General features: G+C 64.1%; 20 protein-coding genes. 10 read left to right on the top strand and 10 right to left on the bottom strand.

Going from position 1 to position 20291, the window contains the following annotated elements; all coding sequences use genetic code 11:
* The first annotated feature begins 4 nt into the window (after nucleotides 1–4).
* From F6S12_RS13480 to F6S12_RS13470, 3 genes are read left to right on the top strand one after another with little or no spacing between them, the layout of a single operon-like run.
* Nucleotides 5–586, top strand: a complete 582-nt coding sequence (locus F6S12_RS13480) for a YfiR family protein (RefSeq protein ID WP_026020227.1) — start codon at nucleotides 5–7, stop codon at nucleotides 584–586.
* Nucleotides 583–1851 carry a diguanylate cyclase domain-containing protein gene (locus tag F6S12_RS13475; RefSeq protein WP_041115800.1) on the top strand — a complete coding sequence of 423 codons (1269 nt, stop codon included), beginning with the start codon at nucleotides 583–585 and terminating at the stop codon, nucleotides 1849–1851. Before F6S12_RS13480 ends, F6S12_RS13475 begins: the two co-directional genes overlap by 4 nt.
* A 14-nt stretch (nucleotides 1852–1865) precedes the next feature.
* The gene (locus tag F6S12_RS13470) at nucleotides 1866–2360 is read left to right on the top strand and encodes an OmpA family protein (protein ID WP_015634043.1); all 495 of its coding nucleotides are present in this window, start codon (nucleotides 1866–1868) and stop codon (nucleotides 2358–2360) included.
* A gap of 46 nt (nucleotides 2361–2406) precedes the next feature.
* On the opposite strand, the gene F6S12_RS13465 is transcribed toward F6S12_RS13470, so the two are convergent.
* Complete coding sequence (locus F6S12_RS13465; protein WP_053156256.1) at nucleotides 2407–3357, bottom strand: LysR family transcriptional regulator; 951 nt, start codon at nucleotides 3355–3357, stop codon at nucleotides 2407–2409.
* A 149-nt stretch (nucleotides 3358–3506) separates the two neighbouring features.
* Between F6S12_RS13465 and F6S12_RS13460 the strand changes: the two genes are divergently transcribed.
* Nucleotides 3507–5033 (top strand): CoA-acylating methylmalonate-semialdehyde dehydrogenase, encoded by a 1527-nt coding sequence (locus F6S12_RS13460; protein ID WP_019096001.1) that lies wholly within the window; start codon nucleotides 3507–3509, stop codon nucleotides 5031–5033.
* Between the two features lie 10 nt (nucleotides 5034–5043).
* Nucleotides 5044–5931, top strand: coding sequence for a 3-hydroxyisobutyrate dehydrogenase (gene mmsB / locus F6S12_RS13455; RefSeq protein ID WP_053156260.1), 888 nt, complete (start codon nucleotides 5044–5046; stop codon nucleotides 5929–5931).
* Nucleotides 5932–6048: 117 nt separating this feature from the next.
* On the opposite strand, the gene F6S12_RS13450 is transcribed toward mmsB, so the two are convergent.
* The 3 genes from F6S12_RS13450 to F6S12_RS13440 form a co-directional block, all read right to left on the bottom strand.
* Nucleotides 6049–6567 carry an RES family NAD+ phosphorylase gene (locus F6S12_RS13450; protein ID WP_315868975.1) on the bottom strand — a complete coding sequence of 173 codons (519 nt, stop codon included), beginning with the start codon at nucleotides 6565–6567 and terminating at the stop codon, nucleotides 6049–6051.
* A complete protein-coding gene (locus F6S12_RS13445; RefSeq protein ID WP_015634047.1) occupies nucleotides 6564–7049 on the bottom strand; it encodes an antitoxin Xre/MbcA/ParS toxin-binding domain-containing protein in 486 nt (161 codons plus the stop codon). Before F6S12_RS13445 ends, F6S12_RS13450 begins: the two co-directional genes overlap by 4 nt.
* A gap of 126 nt (nucleotides 7050–7175) precedes the next feature.
* Entirely contained in the window at nucleotides 7176–7520 is a 345-nt protein-coding gene (locus F6S12_RS13440; protein WP_011059115.1) for a cupin domain-containing protein, read from the bottom strand.
* A gap of 287 nt (nucleotides 7521–7807) precedes the next feature.
* Between F6S12_RS13440 and kynB the strand changes: the two genes are divergently transcribed.
* From kynB to F6S12_RS13425, 3 genes are all read left to right on the top strand, one after another.
* Complete coding sequence (gene kynB, locus F6S12_RS13435; RefSeq protein ID WP_015634049.1) at nucleotides 7808–8461, top strand: arylformamidase; 654 nt, start codon at nucleotides 7808–7810, stop codon at nucleotides 8459–8461.
* 93 nt (nucleotides 8462–8554) lie between these two features.
* Complete coding sequence (gene kynA, locus F6S12_RS13430) at nucleotides 8555–9406, top strand: tryptophan 2,3-dioxygenase (protein ID WP_011059117.1); 852 nt, start codon at nucleotides 8555–8557, stop codon at nucleotides 9404–9406.
* Between the two features lie 258 nt (nucleotides 9407–9664).
* A complete protein-coding gene (locus F6S12_RS13425; protein WP_315868974.1) occupies nucleotides 9665–11164 on the top strand; it encodes a PLP-dependent aminotransferase family protein in 1500 nt (499 codons plus the stop codon).
* Between the two features lie 27 nt (nucleotides 11165–11191).
* Here F6S12_RS13425 and F6S12_RS13420 read toward each other — a convergent pair whose 3' ends face one another.
* The 5 genes from F6S12_RS13420 to antA all read right to left on the bottom strand — a co-directional run bounded on the left by F6S12_RS13420 (nucleotide 11192) and on the right by antA (nucleotide 16977).
* On the bottom strand, nucleotides 11192–12400 hold the full coding sequence (locus F6S12_RS13420; protein ID WP_248765157.1) for a benzoate/H(+) symporter BenE family transporter: 1209 nt from the start codon (nucleotides 12398–12400) through the stop codon (nucleotides 11192–11194).
* 186 nt (nucleotides 12401–12586) lie between these two features.
* Nucleotides 12587–13987, bottom strand: coding sequence for an amino acid permease (locus F6S12_RS13415; protein WP_011059120.1), 1401 nt, complete (start codon nucleotides 13985–13987; stop codon nucleotides 12587–12589).
* Nucleotides 13988–14054: 67 nt separating this feature from the next.
* Nucleotides 14055–15077, bottom strand: coding sequence for an anthranilate 1,2-dioxygenase electron transfer component AntC (gene antC / locus F6S12_RS13410; protein WP_315868973.1), 1023 nt, complete (start codon nucleotides 15075–15077; stop codon nucleotides 14055–14057).
* Between the two features lie 17 nt (nucleotides 15078–15094).
* Nucleotides 15095–15586: an anthranilate 1,2-dioxygenase small subunit gene (antB, locus tag F6S12_RS13405; protein ID WP_053156267.1), complete on the bottom strand. Its 492-nt coding sequence runs from the start codon at nucleotides 15584–15586 to the stop codon at nucleotides 15095–15097.
* A gap of 2 nt (nucleotides 15587–15588) precedes the next feature.
* Nucleotides 15589–16977: an anthranilate 1,2-dioxygenase large subunit gene (gene antA, locus F6S12_RS13400; protein ID WP_041115819.1), complete on the bottom strand. Its 1389-nt coding sequence runs from the start codon at nucleotides 16975–16977 to the stop codon at nucleotides 15589–15591.
* Between the two features lie 369 nt (nucleotides 16978–17346).
* On the opposite strand from antA, the gene F6S12_RS13395 reads away from it, so the two are divergent.
* Nucleotides 17347–18360 carry an AraC family transcriptional regulator gene (locus tag F6S12_RS13395; RefSeq protein ID WP_011059124.1) on the top strand — a complete coding sequence of 338 codons (1014 nt, stop codon included), beginning with the start codon at nucleotides 17347–17349 and terminating at the stop codon, nucleotides 18358–18360.
* Between the two features lie 6 nt (nucleotides 18361–18366).
* On the opposite strand, the gene F6S12_RS13390 is transcribed toward F6S12_RS13395, so the two are convergent.
* Complete coding sequence (locus F6S12_RS13390) at nucleotides 18367–18840, bottom strand: Lrp/AsnC family transcriptional regulator (RefSeq protein WP_011059125.1); 474 nt, start codon at nucleotides 18838–18840, stop codon at nucleotides 18367–18369.
* A gap of 187 nt (nucleotides 18841–19027) precedes the next feature.
* Here F6S12_RS13390 and kynU point away from each other — a divergent pair, with 187 nt between their 5' ends.
* Entirely contained in the window at nucleotides 19028–20278 is a 1251-nt protein-coding gene (kynU, locus tag F6S12_RS13385; protein ID WP_011059126.1) for a kynureninase, read from the top strand.
* Nucleotides 20279–20291: the final 13 nt, after the last annotated feature.

Raw genomic sequence — 20291 nt, 5'->3', positions numbered from 1 at the left:
CTGCATGGACGTGGCTGTCTTGAGGACAGAGCGCATTTTGGGGTGGAGACAGTGTGTGCTGTCGACCATTCTCTGCCTGTTCAGCCTGTTGGCCATCGCGCAGTCGGAGCCACCGGCGTCCGCGAGCCTGGCCGAGCAACGGGCCAAGGCTGTAACCCAAGTGGTGCTGGGCATTCTCAGCTACGCTCGCTGGCCCGTGGAGCCTGCGCAACTGCGTCTGTGCGTGGTTGGCCCCACCGAATACACCGATGACCTGCTCAAGGGCGCGACCCAGGCCACCGGCCGCCCGGTGCTGGTGCGGCGTCTGCTGGCCAACAACCCGTCGTTGGCCAGTGAGTGCGATTCGGTCTATGTCGGCAAATTGTCCAATGATGAGCGTACCCGGCTGTTCAACTCGCTGATCGGGCAACCGGTGCTGAGCATCAGCGAGGGGGGCGACCAGTGCACCGTGGGCAGCCTGTTCTGCCTGCGGGTCGGCGACAGCCAGGTGTCGTTCGAGGTCAACCTGGATTCCGTGGCGCGCAGTGGGGTGAAGATTCATCCCAGCGTGCTGCAGCTTTCCCGTCGTCGTCCGGCGGCCCCATGAAACTGTTCAAGCCCAACGCCCGCCCTACACTGCGGTCGGTCATCGGTCGCGGCCACCTGATCGTCGCTCTGCTGGCGATCTCCATGGCCAGCCTGTCCCTGACCTTTCTCGGGGTGTTGGCCCTGCGCGTGTACGCCGATCACAACCTGCACCTGATCGCCCGCTCCATCAGCTACACCGTGGAAGCTGCAGTGGTGTTCAACGACAGTGTGGTGGCCACCGAGGCCCTGGCCCTGATCGCCTCCACCGAAGAGGTGGCCGACGCCAAGGTGTATGACAGCCAGGGCCAGTTGCTGGCCAGCTGGCAGCGCCCGGAAAGCGGCTTTCTGACCAATCTGGAAATGCACGTCGCCAGCGCCTTTCTGGAAAAGCCCATCAGCCTGCCGATCCTGCACCAGGGGCGGGAAATCGGCACCATCAATGTCACCGGCCATGGCGGCAGCCTGTTGCGGTTTCTCCTCAGTGGCCTGGTGGGCATCGTGCTGTGCATCGCCCTCAGCGCCTGGTTGGCGCTGTACCTGGCGCGCCGCCAGCTGCGGGGCATCACCGGACCGTTGCGCAGCCTCGCCGATGTGGCGCACGCGGCCCGGCGCGAACGGGCCTTCGATCAGCGGGTGCCGCCTGCGGAAATCGCCGAACTGGACAACCTGGGCAACGACTTCAACGCCCTGCTCGATGAGCTGGAGGCCTGGCAGACCCATCTGCAAAGCGAGAATGAAACCCTGGCCCACCAGGCCAGCCACGACAGCCTGACCGGCCTGCCCAACCGGGCGTTCTTCGAAGGCCGACTGATCCGTGCCCTGCGTAGCGCCAACAAGCTCAACGAGCGCATGGCGGTGCTGTTTCTCGACAGCGACCGGTTCAAGGAGATCAACGATAACTTCGGCCACGCCGCTGGCGATGCGGTGCTGGTGGCTGTGGCCACGCGGATTCGCGCGCAGTTGCGCGAGGACGACCTGGTGGCGCGCCTGGGCGGGGACGAATTTGCCGTGCTGCTGACCCCGCTGCACCGGGTCGAGGATGCCCAGCGCATCGCCGACAAGATCATCAGCAGCATGGAAGTACCGATTCAACTGCCCGGCAGCCTGTCGATCCTGACATCGCTGAGTATCGGTATTGCCGTGTACCCGGATCATGGTGCGACACCGGGCAGTCTGTTGAATGCCGCCGACGCGGCCATGTACCAAGCCAAGCGCGGTTCGCGAGGCGGGCAACACACAGTGGGGGCGGAGCTCCCTATCGTTCAGGTTCAAAACAGGAGCTAATTCCCTTGTTCTCGATGACGCAACGTTCGGTTCGACTGTTCAGCACTCTGGTGTTCATGGCCCTGCTGGCCCTGGCCGGCTGTCAGAGCGTGCCGCCCAAAGGTCTGACCCCGAAACAGATCGCGGTACTGAAACAGGAGGGCTTCGAACTGACGGATGAAGGCTGGGCCTTTGGCCTGTCGGGCAAGGTGCTGTTTGGCAGCGATGTGGAAACCCTGAACCAGGCCAGTACCGAGATCGTCCAGCGCATCGGCAAGGCGCTGCTCAGCGTCGATATCCAGAAGGTCCGGGTCGACGGTCACACCGACGCGTCGGGCAAGGAGGCCTACAACGTGCAACTGTCCGTGCGCCGGGCCAAGAGCGTGGTCAAGGTGTTGACCCAGGTTGGCATGCGTGAAGAAAACATCCAGCTGCGCGGCCTGGGCAGCAGCGAGCCGGTGGCCTCCAACAGCACCGTGGCCGGGCGTACCGAGAACCGTCGGGTGTCGATCGTGGTGATCGCCGACTGATCGACGACCTGCCGGGTTGCGGCTGCAGCCTTGCGGCCGCTAAGGGTCAGGGGGCGGCGAAGCGCATGCTGCGACTCTCGCCCATGAGCAGCGGCCGATTCTGCTCGGTCACCTCGCGGATGTAATCCCATAACAGGGTGATCCGCTTCAACTTCCTGAGATCCTCCCGGCAGTACATCCAGAATTGCCGGGTCAGGTTGATTTCCTTGGGCAGCACTGGCAGCAGGCGCGGGTCCTGGGCCGCCAGGAAGCACGGCAGGATCGCCAGCGAGCGGCCCTGCTGCGCTGCCACGTACTGGGCAATCACGCTGGTGCTGCGCAGGTTGGCGCTGGCACCGGGCACCACATTGGCCAGGTACAGCAGCTCGGAACTGAAGGCCAGGTCATCCACATAGCTGATGAATTGATGCTCGCTCAGGTCGCCGGGGCGGCGGATCGGCGGGTGGCGATCGAGGTATTCCTGGGTGGCGTACAGCTGCAGGCGGTAGTCGCACAGCTTGCAGCACACATAGGGGCCGTGCTCCGGGCGTTCCAGGGCGATGACGATATCCGCCTCGCGCTTGGACAGGCTGATGAAGTGCGGCAGCGGCAGGATATCCACCGAGATTGCCGGGTAGGCGTCGAGGAAGTGGCTGAGTTGCGGGGTGATGAAGAAGGTGCCGAAGCCCTCGGTGCAGCCCATGCGCACATGGCCGGACAACGCTACTCCGGAGCCCGAGACCTGCTCGCACGCCATGTGCAGGGTGCTTTCGATGGACTCCGCATAACCCAGCAGGCGCTGGCCCTCGGCGGTGAGGACAAAGCCGTTGGTGCGGGACTTTTCGAACAGCAAGGTGCCCAGGGCGGTTTCCAGGGACCCGATGCGCCGCGATACCGTGGTGTAGTCCACCGCCAGGCGCTTGGCCGCGCTGCTGGCCTTGCGAGTGCGCGCCACTTCGAGGAAAAACTTCAGGTCGTCCCAGTTCAGGGTGCTTAGCGAGGTGATGTTTTTTTGCATGATGGACCGGATTTTATGTGCGTTCTTATTAGAAGTTTGCACATCTATACTCCAAAAACCGTCCGATACCAACTCGCGACAGCCCCTCTTTCAAGGCGCTTGCCCGCCTTGGTTTCCCTGCATAAGAACTCAAGAAGTCAGGAGACCCCATGAACGCATCCCTCAAGCCCGACGGCACCACCCTGCAACAGGTCAAACTGCTGATCGACGGTGAATGGGTCCAGTCCCAGAGCCAGGAATGGCACGACATCGTCAACCCGGCGACCCAGGAAGTGCTGGCCAAGGTGCCCTTTGCCACTGCCGCTGAAGTCGACGCCGCGATCGCCGCTGCCCAGCGCGCCTTCCAGACCTGGAAACTGACCCCGATCGGCGCGCGGATGCGCATCATGCTCAAGCTCCAGGCCCTGATCCGCGAGCACTCCAAACGCATTGCCGTGGTCCTCAGCGCCGAGCAGGGCAAGACCATCGCCGACGCCGAGGGCGACATCTTCCGCGGCCTGGAAGTGGTGGAGCATGCCTGCTCCATCGGCACCCTGCAGATGGGCGAATTCGCCGAAAACGTCGCCGGCGGCGTGGACACTTACACCCTGCGCCAGCCGATTGGCGTGTGCGCCGGGATCACCCCGTTCAATTTCCCGGCAATGATTCCGCTGTGGATGTTCCCGATGGCCATCGCCTGCGGCAACACTTTCGTCCTCAAGCCTTCCGAGCAGGACCCGCTGTCCACCATGCTGCTGGTGGAGCTGGCGGTGGAGGCCGGGGTGCCGGCCGGTGTGCTCAACGTGGTGCACGGCGGCAAGGACGTGGTGGATGCGCTGTGCACCCACAAGGACATCAAGGCGGTGTCCTTCGTCGGTTCGACTGCGGTCGGCACCCACGTCTATGACCTGGCGGGCAAGCACGGCAAGCGCGTGCAATCGATGATGGGCGCGAAGAACCACGCCGTGGTGCTGCCCGACGCCAACCGCGAACAGACCCTCAATGCCCTGGTGGGCGCCGGCTTCGGCGCTGCCGGTCAGCGTTGCATGGCCACCTCGGTGGTGGTGCTGGTGGGGGCGGCGAAACAATGGTTGCCGGATCTCAAGGCCCTGGCGCAGAAACTCAAGGTCAACGCCGGCAGCGAGCCGGGCACCGATGTCGGCCCGGTGGTCTCCAAGCGTGCCAAGGCGCGGATTCTGGAGCTGATCGAAAGCGGCGTGAAAGAAGGCGCCAAGCTGGAGCTCGATGGCCGCGACATCAAGGTTCCGGGCTACGAGCAGGGCAACTTCATCGGCCCGACCCTGTTCTCCGGGGTGACCACCGACATGCAGATCTACACCCAGGAAATCTTCGGCCCGGTGCTGGTGGTGCTGGAGGTCGACACCCTGGATCAGGCCATTGCCCTGGTCAATGCCAACCCCTTCGGCAACGGCACCGGCCTGTTCACCCAGAGCGGGGCGGCGGCGCGCAAGTTCCAGAGCGAAATCGACGTCGGCCAGGTGGGCATCAACATCCCGATTCCGGTGCCGGTGCCGTTCTTCAGCTTCACCGGTTCCCGTGGTTCCAAGCTCGGCGACCTGGGCCCCTACGGCAAGCAAGTGGTGCAGTTCTACACTCAGACCAAGACCGTCACCAGCCGCTGGTTCGACGATGACAGCGTCAATGACGGTGTGAACACCACCATCAGCCTGCGTTGAGGAGCCTGACATGAACATTGCATTTATCGGCCTGGGCAACATGGGCGCGCCCATGGCCCGCAACCTGATCAAGGCCGGCCATCAGTTGAACCTGTTCGATCTCAACCAGAGCGTGCTGGCCGAGCTGGCGCAACTGGGCGGGCGTATCAGTGCTTCGCCCAAGGCCGCCGCCGAAGGCGCCGAACTGGTGATCACCATGCTCCCCGCTGCGGCCCATGTGCGCAGCGTCTGGCTGGGCGAGGATGGGGTGCTGGCGGGTATTGGCCGCGGCGTTCCGGCGGTGGATTGCAGCACCATCGACCCACAGACCGCCCGTGAAGTGGCCGCAGCCGCCGCCAAGCAGGGCGTGGCCATGGCCGATGCACCGGTATCCGGTGGCACCGGCGGTGCCCAGGCCGGGACCCTGACCTTCATGGTCGGCGCCAGCGCCGAACTGTTCGCCACCCTGCAACCGGTGCTGGCGCAGATGGGCCGCAACATCGTGCACTGCGGTGAAGTGGGCACCGGGCAGATCGCCAAGATCTGCAACAACTTGCTGCTGGGGATTTCGATGATCGGCGTCAGCGAGGCCATGGCCCTGGGGGATGCCCTGGGCATCGACACCCAAGTGCTGGCGGGGATCATCAACAGCTCCACCGGTCGGTGCTGGAGTTCCGACACCTACAACCCGTGGCCGGGCGTGATTGAAACCGCCCCGGCGTCCCGCGGCTACACCGGCGGCTTTGGTGCCGAGCTGATGCTCAAGGACCTGGGGCTGGCCACCGAAGCTGCGCGCCAGGCCCACCAGCCGGTAGTGCTCGGTGCCGTGGCCCAGCAGCTGTACCAGGCCATGAGCCAGCGTGGGGAAGGTGGCAAGGATTTCTCGGCCATCGTCAACAGCTACCGCAAGCCGCAGTAAGGCGTCGCTTGTCGGGAGGGGGCGCTGGCGGGTTTGCGCGTCATTGAATGCAGCCCCTTCAGCCGGGGCATTTGCGGGAACCTGCGTCGGGCAGGTTCCCGCTTTTTTTTGCCAGGCTCAGTTCGGCCGGCTGGCAACGGTGCTGGAGGGAGGGTTGAGGCGGGTGTCGAGGCCGAAGCGTTCCTGGATCACCACCTGGTACAGCCCCTTGGCCAGCAGCGGATTGATCAGGATATTCCAGCTGTGCCGGGAAACCGACGAGGGCACCAGCACGAAAGGGTGGTCCGCCAGCAACTGATCGGCGAACTTCTGCTGGCCGGCGCTGGGAATCCCCGGCACCAGCCAGTTGGGGTTGGGAATATGGTTTTCATCGACTCGGTAGATGGCGGTCGGGTCCTGGATCAGGGCGCCGGTGAGTACATGGGGCACGCTGTCCAGGGCGGCAAAACCCTTGTGCACCGCCACTTCCAGAATCGCCGTGGCCGGGTCGGCGCTGGCGTACACCGCCTTCACGCCCTTGGAGTTCCAGCGGCCGCCACACAGTTCGGCGCCAATGCCGCTGTCCCAGCTGTCGGCGTGCCGGGCGGCGTCCAGCCGCCAGAAGTGAAGGGTGCTGCTGCCCGGCACACTGATCACTGATAGACCCCGTATTCCAGGCGGGTGAGGAACTCGTCCACCAGTTCGAAACCGATGGGGTTGGTCAGCAGGTCCACCGGTTTGTGGCCGTCCAGGCCCATCACCGGCTTGGCCATCCACTCCTGGGCCTCTTCACTGCTGCCGAAGATGTCCTCGGCCTTGGCCAGCACCTGGGCGAAGCGCACCGCACGGGCGCTCTGTTCCGGGTTCAGCGGCTCGTCCGGGGTTTTCAGGCGCCGGTGCAGGGTGCGTTCGGAAAGGCCGATGATCTTGGCCAGGACCTGTTCGTCCTTGAGCATGGGCACCGAGGAGACGAACTTGATGATCGCCGTCAGCGGGATGCCCTCCTCGGTCAGGCGATAGATCGAGATACGATCGTCAAAGCGTGCCCGGCCACCCAGAAGGATGTCCGAGGACTGCTCTTTCAATACCAGTTTGCCTCGCCGCTTGGGAACGAGGCCGGTGCCTGTCAGCGCGACCATGAGTGCTGCTCCTGCCTTTTGCCATTTGGCAGTGATTATATAGACATTTGGCAAAAGGCGCTGGCTTGAATCGCAACACGGCCAGGGGAGCCCGGCTGGCGCGGGCTCCCGGTATCGAGGGAGGGCTCAGGCGAAGACGAAGTACTTGCGCACGGTTTCCACCACTTCCCAGGTGCCTTTCATCCCGGGCTCCACCACGAAGATATCGCCGGCGCGCAGGTGGATGGGGTCGCGGCCGTCCGGGGTGATCACGCAGTAGCCTTCCTGGAAATGGCAGTACTCCCACTTTTCATAGGCCACCCGCCATTTGCCCGGGGTGCAGATCCAGGTGCCCATGATCTTGCTGCCATCCTCGCTGGTGTAGGCGTTGAGGTTGACGGTGTGCGGATCGCCCTGGAGTTTTTCCCACTTGCAGGCGTCGAGCACCGGCAGCGGATGAGTGTCGCGAAGAACGGTGATGGGTTGGGACATGCTGTGCTCCTAGCAGGCAGAGAACTGAAGCCGCACCCTATAGCGCCTGGCGGGCAGGGGGTTGTCTGTACTCGACCTCGGGGTATCCAGAAGCGCAGCGCCGGCCCCGAGTCGAGGTGGCTGGGCGCAGGGCCGGGAAGAGGCGTGGCGGTTGCAAGATTCATTCGGCAAACAGGGCTTTGTTAGCAGTAATTGCGAAATATCCGCGGCTGCTCGAGTTATTTCGCAAGAATCTTTACCGGTTTCGCTCGTATCATTCAGCTCGGAGTGACCTAAGAGCCGCACGAATGGAAAATACACCACGCTGGTGGGATATCAGCCCGCCGTTGAGTACCGCAACCCCGACCTGGCCGGGAGATACGCCGTTCCAGGAGGAGCGCGTCTGGCAGTTCGGCCCCGAGTGCCCGGTGAATGTCGGGCGGGTGACCCTGTCGCCCCACACCGGTGCCCATGTCGATGCGCCCCTGCATTACCGGCCGGACGGCCTGCCCATCGGTGAAGTGCCGCTGGATGTCTACATGGGCCCGTGCCGGGTCCTGCACTGCCTGGACAGCGGTGCTCTGGTGCAGCCCGAGGCGTTGCTCGGGCGCCTCGAAAACTTGCCTGCGCGAGTGTTGCTGCGTACTTATCCACAGGCTCCGCTGAGTGCCTGGGACCCGGACTTTACTGCCGTTGCTCCAGCCACTGTCGAGCTGCTGGCCAGCCTCGGCGTGCGCCTGATCGGCATCGACACCCCGTCCCTCGACCCCCAGCAGTCCAAGACCATGGACGCCCACAACACCGTGGCCCGCCATGGCATGGCGATCCTCGAAGGCGTGGTTCTCGATGAGGTTGCCGAAGGCGACTACGAACTGATTGCCCTGCCACTGCGCTTCGCTCACCTGGACGCCAGTCCGGTGCGGGCGATCCTGCGCCCCCTGGCCGATTCATTCCTACAATAAATACACAGCTGGCCCTTCGCGCCGTTGTGCATCCCGATCCGGGCTGCGCAGCCAGCGATGGGCAACCGCTGCCTGAGGCGAGGAGCCCACGCGATGAGCCAATGTCCCTTTTCAAGCAATCCGCCGGCTGAGTGGCATAACGCCGAGCTGAATTTTTCCGACTCCATGAGCTACGGCGACTACCTGGACCTGGGGCGCATCCTCAGCGCCCAGCATCCCCTGTCGCCGGACCACAACGAGATGCTCTTCATCATCCAGCACCAGACCTCGGAGCTATGGATGAAGCTGATGCTGCACGAGCTCAAGGCGGCCCGCGAGCATGTGCGCCAGGGCCAGTTGCCGCCGGCGTTCAAGATGCTGGCGCGGGTTTCGCGGATTTTCGATCAACTGGTGCACGCCTGGGCGGTGCTGGCCACCATGACGCCGTCCGAGTACAAGTCGATCCGGCCTTACCTGGGCCAGTCCTCGGGCTTCCAGTCGTTCCAGTATCGGGAGATCGAATTCATCCTCGGCAACAAGAGCGCGGCCCTGCTGCGGCCCCATGCCCATCGTCCCGAACTGTTGCAATCGCTGGAAGCGTCGATTGCCACCCCGTCCATGTATGACGAGGCGATTGCCCTGATGGCCCGCAGCGGCTTGAGCATCGACCCTGCGCGCCTGGCACTGGACAGCACCACCACGACTCAGCATGACCCGTCGGTGGAAGCGGCCTGGCGCGAGGTCTACGCCAACCCTTCGGCCTATTGGGACCTGTACCAGTTGGCGGAGAAGTTCATCGACCTGGAAGATTCCTTCCGCCAGTGGCGCTTTCGCCATGTGACCACGGTGGAGCGCATCATCGGCTTCCAGCCCGGCACCGGCGGCACCGAAGGCGTGGGCTACCTGCGCAAGATGCTCGACACTGTGCTGTTTCCCGAACTGTGGCGAGTGCGCTCCTCGCTCTGACCCGAAAACGCCCCGCCTGCCGGGGCGTTTTCATGTGCCTGCCGGTGACTGACTCCCAGAGTGCGGCCGCTGCCGCAGACTGCGATCGGCAGCGCAGCAGACGCGTTCTTGAGGTCTGGAAGGTCCTCCGGACCTTATCGCAGCCTGCGGCAGCGGCTACAGAGGTCGTTAGAGAGCAGCGGGCGCTGGCGGCAGTTGCGCTCGGGGGATAAGGTGGCCGCCTTCGGTGCACCATTTTTACTCTCTAAGGCAGACCACATGTCCCGGACCTTCGAGCTTGAAACCCTCAAGATGCGGCTCAGCGATCCTGAGTTCCGCCCTCTGGACCTGCACCAGCGCATCCAGCGCGCCTTGCGCGGGCTGATCCTCGACGGCGCCCTGGGCCCCGGCGTGAAGCTGCCGGCGACCCGGGCCCTGGCCAAGTCGCTGGCGGTATCGCGCGACACCGTGGAAAACGCCTATGTGCAGTTGCAGCGCGACGGTTTTGTCCTGCGGCGCAAAGGCTCGGGGAGCTATGTCTGCGAAACCATCGGTGCCCAATTGCGTGGCCCGTCCCGCCGGCGCCAGCTCCAGCAAGGGTTGCCGGCCCACAGCCCGGAACCGGGAGCGGGCCTGAGCCGGCGCGGCGCGGCACTGTTGGCGCGGGGTGGGGTCAGCGATCAGCAGGCGGTCACGGCCTTCGCTACCGGTTTGCCGGAAACCCGCAGCTTCCCGCTGGAGGTCTGGGAGCGCCTGCAACGCCAGGCATTGAAGGATTACCGTGCCAGCGTGCTGCTGCATGGCGATCCCCAGGGCGCGCTGCCCCTGCGCAAGGCGATTGCCGCCTACCTCAACCTGGAACGCGGGGCCAAGGTGCAGCCCGAGCAGATCCTGGTGCTGAGCAGCACTCGCCAGGCGCTGTTCCTGTGTGCGCAACTGCTGGTGGACGCCGGCAAGCCGATCCTGATGGAGAACCCAGGCTACTTCGGCGCGCGCAAGGCCTTCGAGGCGGCCGAGGCGCGGATCGTGCCCATTGATGTGGATGGCCAGGGCATCCGCACCGACCTGTTGCGAGCCGACCGCAGCGGCGCCCGCTGTGTCTATGTGACGCCCTCGCACCAGTACCCTACGGGTGCCACCCTGTCCCTGGAGCGCCGCCTGGAGCTGACCTGCTGGGCCGCCGAGCACGACCGATGGATCATCGAGGACGACTACGACAGCGAGTTCCACTACGAGGGCCTGCCCACCGCCTGCGTCCAGGGCCTGGACCCGTTTCGGCGCACCCTGTACATCGGCACCTTCAGCAAGACTCTCTATCCGGGCCTGCGCATGGGCTACATGATCCTGCCTGCCGAACTGGTGGGGGCCTTCAGCAGTGCCCGCAGCATCATGGACGGGCACACGCCGCAGATCCTCCAGCTGACCCTGGCGCGGTTCATGGAGGAGGGGCACTACAACGCCCATGTACGGGCCATGCGCAAGCTCTACGCCGGGCGCCGGCAGGCCATGCTCGAGGCCATAGGCCGGCACTTGCCGGGCATTGCCAGGGCCTTGCCGCCACCCGGCGGATTGCAGGTCCCGTGTCTTCTGGAACCCGGCTGGAGCGAGGAGCTGACCCAGCAACGTGCGGCCAGGGCTGGCATCCAGTTGCCGGGGCTCAGCCGGCTTTATGCGGGCGAGCAGAAGCAGCAGGGCTGGCTATTGGGCTATGCGTCCCTGAGCGCCCATGAGATCGAGGCGGCGATGGCGCGTCTGGCCCAGGCCCTGGGAAAGCCCTAGCCAGCGGCCTTTTTCCAGCGCCGGCGGTCAGGGTTTGGCGCGTTCCAGTGCCAGGGCGCTGCGCGGGCCCAGGATCAACAGGTGCACGGTCAGCCCGGCAACCAGCCCCCAGAAGGCACCACCGATCCCCAGCAGAGTGACGTTGGCGGCAGTGGCAAGGAAGGTGATCAGCGCGGTTTCCCGGGTGGCCGTATCGGCCATGGCGTTGGCCAGGCTGCCGCCGATTGCCCCCAGCAATGCCAGGCCGGCCAGGGTGGTGATAAAGGCCTTGGGCAAGACCATGAACAGGGTCGCCAGGGTGACCCCGAAGGTCCCCACCAGGATGTAGAAAACGCCGCAGGCGATACCGGCGATATAGCGTTTGCCCGGGTCCGGGTGGGCATCCTCGCCGGTACAGATCGCCGCGGTGATCGCCGCCACGTTGAATGCGTGAGCGCCGAACGGCGCCATGATCAGCGAGCCCAACCCTGTGACCGTGAGCAGCGGGTTGGCGCTGGTCTGGAAGCCGTCATTGCGCAACACCAGCATGCCCGGCATGTACTGGCCGGTCAGGGTGATGACGAACAGTGGCAGGGCCACGCCGAGCAAGGCTGACACGGAGAACTGTGGCGCAGTGAACAGGGGAGCGGCGAAGCTCAGGTGCACGCTGGCGAAGTCGACCCGCTCCTGGACGATCAGCAACGCCAGGCCGATGAACAGGATGCCCACCACGGCAAAGCGTGAAGTGAAGCGCCGCAGCACCGCATAGGACAGTACCAGCACGATCACCAGCAGTGGATCGGCACTCGCGCCGCCAAAGGCGTTGATCCCGAACTGCAGCAGGATGCCTGCCAGCAAGCCAGCCGCGATGCCCTTGGGAATCAGGCGCACCAGCTTGTCGAAAGCCCCGGACCCGCCCAGGACGATGAACCCCAGGGCGCAAATCAGGTAGGCGCCGATCACCTCGGCATAGGGCGTGAAGGGCATCACCGTGGCCAAGAAGGCCGCCCCGGGGGTAGACCAGGCGGTAATGATCGGCGCCTTGTAGCGCAGGCTCAGCCACATGCCGGAGAGGCCCACGCCCAGGGACACGGCCCAGACCCAGGAGGTGGTCTGGGCGGGTGTCAGCCGGGCCAGTTCAGCGGCCTGGAACACCAGGATGAAAGTCCCGCCATAGTTCACCAGCACTGAGATCAGTGCCGCCACGGTGGGAGAGAAGATATCGGCCGGTCTAAGGCCTGTCGCGGTTCTGTTCATAAGCCACTCTCCGTCGAGGAACAGGCTCCCTGGCCCAAGCGCCGGGAGAGGCCCGATTCTAGGTAACGGATGGACTATCGTTTCGAGCCACATTCTTGTTTGCTGGCAGACCACTTTGGCGGCGCCGACAAAAAAGCCCGGCCTTGGATAAGGCCGGGCTCGGGTGTGTGGCGTGAACCTGTGGGCTTAGCGCAGGGCGGGTTGCGAAGCTTTCTTCGCCCGGCTCAGCAGGTAGAAGCCCCAGATCACCAGGACCCACACCGGGATCGCGTACACCGAGGCACGGATGCCGGGGATCATCCACATCACGCCGACGATCATCACCATGAAGGCCAGGCACAGGTAGTTGCTCAGCGGTGACCAGAAGGCCTTGAACGAAGGCACCACGCCCTGCTCGGCCATGGCCTTGCGAAAGCGCAGGTGGGTCAGGCTGATCAGCGCCCAGTTGATCATCAATGCGGCCACCACCAGGGCGAACAGCAACTCCAGCGCTTCATGGGGCGCCAGGTAGTTGACCAGCACGCAGAGCAGGGTGATCAGCGCGGAGATGCCCAGGGCCAGGATCGGCACGCCCTGCTTGTTGAGCTTCATCAGCGCCTTGGGTGCGTCACCCTGTTCGGCCAGGCCATAGAGCATGCGGCTGTTGCAGTACACGCCGCTGTTGTACACCGACAGCGCCGCAGTCAGGACCACGAAGTTGAGGATCTGCGCTGCGGCATCACTGCCGATCAGCGAGAAGATCTTCACGAACGGGCTGCTGCTGTAGGCGTCGCCGCCAGCGTTGAGGCTCACCAGCAGTTCGTCCCACGGGTACAGCGACAGCAGCACCGCCAGGGCGCCGACGTAGAAGATCAGCACCCGGTAGACCACCTGGTTGATGGCCTTGGGAATGACCTTGCGCGGTTCGGCGGCTTCGGCGGCAGTGATGCCTACCAGTTCCAGGCCGCCGAAGGAGAACATGATGAAGGCCATGGCCATCAGCAGGCCGGTTCCGCCGTTGGGGAAGAAACCGCCGTGGGACCACAGGTTGCTCACCGACGCCTGGCTACCGCCGCTGCCGCTGAACAGCATGTAGCAGCCGAGGACGATCATGCCGACGATGGCCACCACCTTGATGATGGCGAACCAGAACTCGGCTTCACCGAAGAACTTCACGTTCATCATGTTGATCAGGTTGACCAGCACGAAGAACACCGCGGCGCTGACCCAGGTGGGGATTTCCGGCCACCAGAACTGCACGTACTTGCCCACTGCGGTGAGCTCGGCCATGCCCACCAGGACATACAGCACCCAGTAGTTCCAGCCGGCGAGAAAGCCGAAGTAGCCGCCCCAGTACTTGTGCGCGAAGTGGCTGAAGGAACCGGCCACCGGCTCCTCGACAATCATTTCCCCCAGTTGGCGCATGATCAGGAAGGCAATGAACCCGGCAATCGCGTAGCCCAGGATCATCGAAGGTCCGGCGGATTTGAGAACCCCGGCCGAGCCGAGGAACAGTCCGGTGCCGATCGCCCCGCCCAGGGCGATCAGCTGAATATGGCGGTTCTTCAAGCCACGCTTGAGTTCACCCTGCTTCAAGGTTTGATCCACTAATGTGCGCTCTCTTCTAGTTGTTATCAGGATCGATCGGGGTCGATCACGGCGAATGCTGACGGGATCAGATATTACTCTCGGTGAACCGCTCGTAATACAGCTGAACGCGGTTAAGTTGCTGTTCTTGCAGCCAGATCCGGATCGAGTCGACCATTGGCGGCGGCCCGCACACATACATGTCGGTGTCCTGGTCGCGCAGTTCGCTGCTGTCGAAGTGTTCGCTGATGTAGCCGCGCTTGCCCGACCAATCCGGGTCGGTGTCGCTGATTACCGGGGTGAAGCGAAACGCTGGCAAGCGCTCGCCCAGTGCCTGGATACGCTCCAGTTCGCACAGATCGGCACTGTGGCGCACGCCGTAGTACAGATGCAGTGGTTGCTGGCAGCCCTGCTCGACGATCTGTTCGAGCATCGCCAATAGCGCCGACAGTCCGGTGCCGCCGGCCACCAGCACCAGCGGACGGCTGATCTGGCGCAGGTAAAAGGCCCCCAGCGGCGCCTCCAGCGCAATACTGTCGCCCACCAGGCAACGCTCGCGGATGTAGTTGCTCATCACCCCGTCGGGCAGCAGGCGGATCAGGAACTGCAACTGGTTGTCCGCCGCCGGCCGGTTGGCGAAGGAGTAGGCCCGGCTAGTGCCGGTACCGGGGATGCTCAGGCGGGCGTACTGGCCCGGGAGGAAATCCAGTGGCGCCTGATGGCCGCCCAGGTCCAGGTGGAGGATGGCGGTGCTTTCGGACACCTGGCGCACGTCGATCACCGAGCCCTGCAACTGCACCGGGTCGGCGCTGTGGCACAGGCTGGAGTCGAAATCGAAATAGAACGCTGCGTCGGACTGCACCCGGGTCTGGCAGGTGAGCATCTTGCGCTGTTCCAGGTCCTGGGCGCTGAGGGCTTCTTCGTCCACATAGTCCTGGCTGTACTGGCCCGACTCGCAACGGCCCTGGCAGGTGCCGCACACCCCTTCGCGGCAGTCCAGGGGGATCTTGATGCCGTTGCGCAGGGCGGCGTCGAGCAGGATTTCATTGGCCTTGACCGGGAAGAACAGGGTCTTGCCGTCGGCAAAGCTGAACGCGACCTTGTGCGTCATGGGAGAATTTCCGTGGGTCAGAGGTGATAGAAATCGAGCACCGAGTTGATCGTGTCGTTGAGCAGCAGCACGTGCTTGCGCTGGATCAGCCAACTGTCGCCCTGGGGCTTGAGGTCGTAGGTGGCATGGCCGTAGAACTCCTCGGCGGTGGCCAGGCGATAGAACAGCGTGTGCCAGTTCAGGCGTACCCGCAGCAGGCCGTTGTCGCCCTCGGCAATGCGCAGGTTGCTGACCATGTGCAGGGTGCGCGGCATAGGGATGGTCGAGGCCGCCTTGCCGGTGCGCAGGCGGAACACCCGGTCCTCCAGCCCCGAACGGTTGGCGTAGTAGATCAGCGACATCTCGCGTTTCGGGTCCCGGGTGTAGACGTGTTCCGAGTCCCACTGGGGCAGGTGGAACTCGCTGTCCACGGCAAACAGTTGTAGGTAGGCGTCCCAGTCCTGGGCATCGCAAAGCTCGGACTTGCGGTAGAAGAATTGCTCGATCTGGTACTGCAATTGCGCATTCATGATCACACCTCACGCAGTTTCAGGGGCCGGCGCTGCAGGCCGTCGAGGAGGAATTTCTGCCAGTTGCGGTGCTGGTTGACGTACAGCCCCTCATGGGTGATCTCGGTGCCGGTCATGGCCGGCTGGATGCCCAGGTTCTCGCTGTTGGCGGTGGGCCCGCTGACCCAATGCTGGCGCCCGCGGGAGATGTCGCTCCAGCGCTCCAGGCGCCCCTGGAAGCCGCGCTGGGCCTCGCGGAACTCCACCAGGTCGTCCGGCGTGCCCATGCCCGAGACGTTGAAGAAATCCTCGAATTGGCGGATGCGGTTTTCCCGGTCGGCGTCGCTCTCGCCCTTGACCCCGATGCACTGGCTGATGATCTCGGTCTTGTTCCAGGCAATGGGGCGGATGATCCGCAACTGGGAACTGATCTGGTCGAGGAAGAACAGGCTGGGGTAGATGTTCAGGTTGCGCAGGCGGTGCATCATCCACTCGGCCTTGGCCTGGCCGTGCTCGGCCACCAGGCGCGGCATGATGCTGGCGTAGCCGGAGCGCACCGCCGGGTTGGGCATTTCGCTGAACAGCACGCTGTGGCCGTTCTCGAAGGCGAACCAGCCATCGTCGGTGCTGGCGTCGCCGGCGCCGAGCTTGCTGTAGTCCAGGGTGGCGCTGCTGCCGGCGCCGCTGTCGGCGTTGACCTGCTGGCGGTGCTGCACCGTGGCCACGTAGTTGTAGTGCACGGTGCTGACGTGATAACCGTCCAGGCCGTTCTCGTTCTGCAGCTTCCAGTTGCCGTCGTAGGTGTAGGCGGACTTGCCCGGCAGCACCTCCAGCTCGCCGTCGGGGGACTGGGCGACCATCATGTCGAAGAAGATCCTGGCGTCGCCGAGGAAGTCTTCCAGGGAATTGTCGGCGGCCACGTCCAGGCTGATGAAGACGAAGCCCTTGTAGCTCTCGATGCGGGCCTTCTTCAGGCCGCGGGTGGCCTTGTCGAAGCCCTCGTCGTATTCCCCTGGCGCCTTGACCTTCACCAGGCGCCCGTCGCTCTTGTAGCACCAGGCATGGAAGGGGCAGGTAAAGGTGGACTGGTTGCCCTTGCCAACCCGGGTCAGGGTGGTGCCGCGGTGCTGGCAGGCGTTGACCAGGGCATTGAGCCGGCCCTCGCCGTCGCGGGTGATGATCATCGGCTGGCGCCCGGCGCGCATCGTGATGAAGTCGTGGTTGTTGGGCAACTCGCTTTCGTGACAGGCGTAGATCCAGTTCTTCTCGAAGATCAGCTCCATCTCCAGGTCGAACAGCTCGGGTTCGGTGAACATGTCCCGGGCGATACGGAACACCCCGTCCGCGGGACGGAAGTCCAGGCAGCTGTGGATGAAGTCTTGCCACTGCTCGACGTTTCTTGCACCACTCATGAGTCGGTACCTTTTTTATTCAGGCCAATCGGGTGCAGTCATTAGAGAGAGGGGAGGGGGCCTGCGGCTATCCGCTTAGTCGGCCAAGGTCATCCACAAAATTGCCCGTTCCCGGCAAGGCATGGAGCAGCGGGCCCCTGGGTAGCAACTACCCAGCATCGTGCAGGCAAGCGATGGATGGCTGCCTGTTGGTGCGCTGATCGGCTACTGTGAGCGCAGCCAATGAGAGTGATGGGGCCCGGTTATCCACTTAGTCGACGATTGCTATCCACTGGGTTGGCAGCGCCGTCGGCTGGCGCAAAACTTGCCCTGTCATACAAGACGCGCCGTCAGAGCGCGCTGAATAAAAATTGCCGTGGGTGCGCCGTGATGAATAGCAAGGCTGATGGGCAGTTTCGCGAGATTCGTATCGATCGCTTTGACCTTGAAGGGGCCAGGAACTGGATGGCGGGAATCTGTGGGCCTCACCGCCTGGAAACCGCCAACCCCGAACGCATTCGGTTCCACCACAGTGCCAACGTGCTCAGGTCCCGTTCCACGACCCTGGGCATCATCGAATACGGCACCGATGTGGTGGTGGATATCCAGGACACCGAGCGCTTCAGCAGCTACAGCCTGAGCCTGCCGTTGTGCGGCGAGCAGGAACTGAGCAAGGACGGGCGCCTCTTGCGCTCGGACCGCGGCCAGGGGGTGATCATCGCCCCCAACGAAAGCCAGGTGCTGGCCATCTCCGGAGACTGTCGCAAGCTGCAGGTGGTGATTTCCCGGCCGGCCATGAGCGAGGCCCTGGAGGGCCTGTTGCAGCGCCCGGTGCTGGAGCCGCTGCGTTTCGAGCCCGGCATGGATGCGCTGCACGGTGCCGCCGCGGCCTGGTGGCGCATGGCGCAGCATTTCATCGGCGAACTGGCCCAGGGCAACGAGCTCTATGAACAGCTGGCCTTCACCCGGGAAATCGAAAGCTCATTGATCAAGGGCCTGATCCTGGCCCAGCCCAACAACTACTCCAGCGAGTTGCGGGCGATGCTCGGGGTCAAGCTGCCCCACTATCTGGTACGGGCCCGCCAGCACTTGCATGAACATGCCCGCGAGACCGTGCACCTGGAAGACCTGGAGGCCGCCGCCGGCGTCTCGCGCTTCAAGCTGTTCGAGGCCTTTCGCAAGTACTTCGCCCTGTCGCCCATGGCCTACCTCAAGCGCCACCGGCTCAATGGCGTGCGCCAGGAAATTCTCGAGCACGGCTCGGCGCGCAACATCTCGGAGATTGCCCTGGGCTGGGGCTTCACCCACCTGGGGCGGTTCTCCGCCGAGTACCGCAAGCTGTTCGACGAAACCCCGAGCGTCACTGCCCAGCGTCACCCCGCGCGGCGACCGGCCGGGTTCTAGGACGGCTTACTTGCGCTGCACCAGGTCCAGCAGGCTGTTCTGTTCCTTGATCTTCTGCAGGACGATTTCCGAGCGGATGTCGGTCACGCCCGAGGCGCGGTTCAGATGGTTGACGATGAAATCCGAGAAGTGCTTGAGGTTGCGCGCCTGGATGCGCAGCACGTAGTTGCTGGCGCCGGTGATCACGTAGGCGGCCACCACTTCCGGCCACTGCTGGACCTTGCCGATAAAGGTCTCGTGCCAGCCTTCCACGTCCTGGCGCAGGGATACGTGGACGATCGCCTCCAGCTCGATGCCCAGGCGCTCGGCATTGAGCTGGGCGCGATAGCCGCTGATGATCCCCTCCGTTTCCAGCAGGCGCAGGCGGCGCAGGCAGGCCGAGGGCGAGAGGGCGACTTTCTCCGCCAGTTCCTGATTGCTGATACGCCCGTCCTGTTGCAGGAAGTAGAGGATGCGCAGGTCCGTGGAGTCGAGGGTCATGGTTGGCATAAATCCGCGTTTTTTATTGGAGGATTAGAATTTTATTCGAGATTAGTACGACAGCGCGCTGCACTTTGCACGAAAATTCTCCGGGCCTTCGTCCATTATTTCTCAAGTTTTCGGGTTTCCAGGACCCCGTGCCCGGCCCCTTCCGGTGGGCATGACATTGACCAAGACAGGACTGCCAATGATCGATAAAAACCACTGCCTGCGTCTCGATGAACAGGACCCCCTGGCGCCGCTGCGCCAACAGTTCAGCCTGCCCGAAGGGGTGATCTACCTCGATGGCAACTCGCTTGGTGCCCGCCCCGTGGCGGCTGCCGAGCGGGCCCGGCAGGTGATCGAGCAAGAGTGGGGCGAGGGCCTGATCCGCAGCTGGAACACGGCCGGCTGGCGTGACCTGTCCCAGCGCCTGGGGGATCGGCTGGCGCCGCTGATCGGTGCGGGTGCTGGTGAGGTGGTCATCACCGATACCACTTCCATCAACCTGTTCAAGGTCCTCAGCGCTGCCCTGCAGGTCCAGGCCGGACGTGCGCCCCAGCGGCGGGTGATCGTCTCCGAAAGCAGCAACTTTCCTACCGACCTGTACATAGTCGAAGGCCTGACGCAGCTGCTGCAGCAGGGGTACTCCCTGCGCCTGGTGGACAGCCCGGAACAACTGCCGGCGGCCATCGACCAGGACACCGCGGTGGTGCTGCTGACCCACGTCAACTACAAGACCGGCTACATGCACGACATGCAGGCGACCACCGGGCTGATCCACGAGGCGGGCGCCCTGAGCATCTGGGACCTGGCCCACTCGGCCGGCGCGGTGCCGGTGGACCTGGGCCGCAGCGGCGCCGACTACGCCATCGGCTGCACCTACAAGTACCTCAATGGCGGCCCCGGCTCCCAGGCCTTCGCCTGGGTCGCTCCGGCGCTCTGCGACCTGGTTACCCAGCCGCTGTCCGGCTGGTTCGGCCATGCCCGGCAGTTCGACATGGCCACCCGCTACGAGCCTTCCAGCGGCATTGCCCGCTACCTGTGCGGCACCCAGCCGATTACCTCTCTGGCCATGGTCGAATGCGGCCTGGAAGTCTTCGAACGGACCGACATGCAGAGCCTGCGGCGCAAGTCCCTGGCGCTGACCGACCTGTTCATCGAACTGGTGGAGCAGCGCTGCGCCGGTCACGAGCTGAAGCTGGTGACCCCGCGTGAGCATGCCAAGCGTGGCAGCCATGTGAGCTTCGAGCACCCCGAAGGCTACGCGGTGATCCAGGCCCTGATCGCCCGGGGCGTGATCGGCGATTACCGCGAGCCGCGGATCATGCGTTTCGGCTTCACTCCGCTGTACACCCGCTTCAGCGAGGTATGGGACGCGGTGCAGATCCTCGGTGAAATCCTCGACCAGAAAACCTGGGCCCAGGCGCAATTCCAGGTGCGCCACAGCGTGACCTGAGGCGTGTTTCACC

It is taken from the genome of Pseudomonas sp. JV245A (assembly GCF_032424515.1).
Taxonomy (GTDB): domain Bacteria; phylum Pseudomonadota; class Gammaproteobacteria; order Pseudomonadales; family Pseudomonadaceae; genus Aquipseudomonas; species Aquipseudomonas protegens.
The sequence above is the reverse complement of the archived record's forward strand: the minus strand, read 5'-3'. Positions and strand labels throughout refer to the sequence as shown.

Coding starts and splice junctions, on each gene's coding strand:
- kynU (WP_011059126.1), top strand. CDS start 19,028: ATGATCGATAAAAACCACTGCCTGCGTCTCGATGAACAGGACCCCCTG.
- F6S12_RS13465 (WP_053156256.1), bottom strand. CDS start 3,357: ATGCAAAAAAACATCACCTCGCTAAGCACCCTGAACTGGGACGACCTG.
- F6S12_RS13475 (WP_041115800.1), top strand. CDS start 583: ATGAAACTGTTCAAGCCCAACGCCCGCCCTACACTGCGGTCGGTCATC.
- F6S12_RS13390 (WP_011059125.1), bottom strand. CDS start 18,840: ATGACCCTCGACTCCACGGACCTGCGCATCCTCTACTTCCTGCAACAG.
- F6S12_RS13460 (WP_019096001.1), top strand. CDS start 3,507: ATGAACGCATCCCTCAAGCCCGACGGCACCACCCTGCAACAGGTCAAA.
- F6S12_RS13425 (WP_315868974.1), top strand. CDS start 9,665: ATGTCCCGGACCTTCGAGCTTGAAACCCTCAAGATGCGGCTCAGCGAT.
- antA (WP_041115819.1), bottom strand. CDS start 16,977: ATGAGTGGTGCAAGAAACGTCGAGCAGTGGCAAGACTTCATCCACAGC.
- F6S12_RS13395 (WP_011059124.1), top strand. CDS start 17,347: ATGAATAGCAAGGCTGATGGGCAGTTTCGCGAGATTCGTATCGATCGC.
- kynA (WP_011059117.1), top strand. CDS start 8,555: ATGAGCCAATGTCCCTTTTCAAGCAATCCGCCGGCTGAGTGGCATAAC.
- antB (WP_053156267.1), bottom strand. CDS start 15,586: ATGAATGCGCAATTGCAGTACCAGATCGAGCAATTCTTCTACCGCAAG.
- F6S12_RS13440 (WP_011059115.1), bottom strand. CDS start 7,520: ATGTCCCAACCCATCACCGTTCTTCGCGACACTCATCCGCTGCCGGTG.
- F6S12_RS13480 (WP_026020227.1), top strand. CDS start 5: ATGGACGTGGCTGTCTTGAGGACAGAGCGCATTTTGGGGTGGAGACAG.
- F6S12_RS13420 (WP_248765157.1), bottom strand. CDS start 12,400: ATGAACAGAACCGCGACAGGCCTTAGACCGGCCGATATCTTCTCTCCC.
- F6S12_RS13470 (WP_015634043.1), top strand. CDS start 1,866: ATGACGCAACGTTCGGTTCGACTGTTCAGCACTCTGGTGTTCATGGCC.
- antC (WP_315868973.1), bottom strand. CDS start 15,077: ATGACGCACAAGGTCGCGTTCAGCTTTGCCGACGGCAAGACCCTGTTC.
- kynB (WP_015634049.1), top strand. CDS start 7,808: ATGGAAAATACACCACGCTGGTGGGATATCAGCCCGCCGTTGAGTACC.
- mmsB (WP_053156260.1), top strand. CDS start 5,044: ATGAACATTGCATTTATCGGCCTGGGCAACATGGGCGCGCCCATGGCC.
- F6S12_RS13445 (WP_015634047.1), bottom strand. CDS start 7,049: ATGGTCGCGCTGACAGGCACCGGCCTCGTTCCCAAGCGGCGAGGCAAA.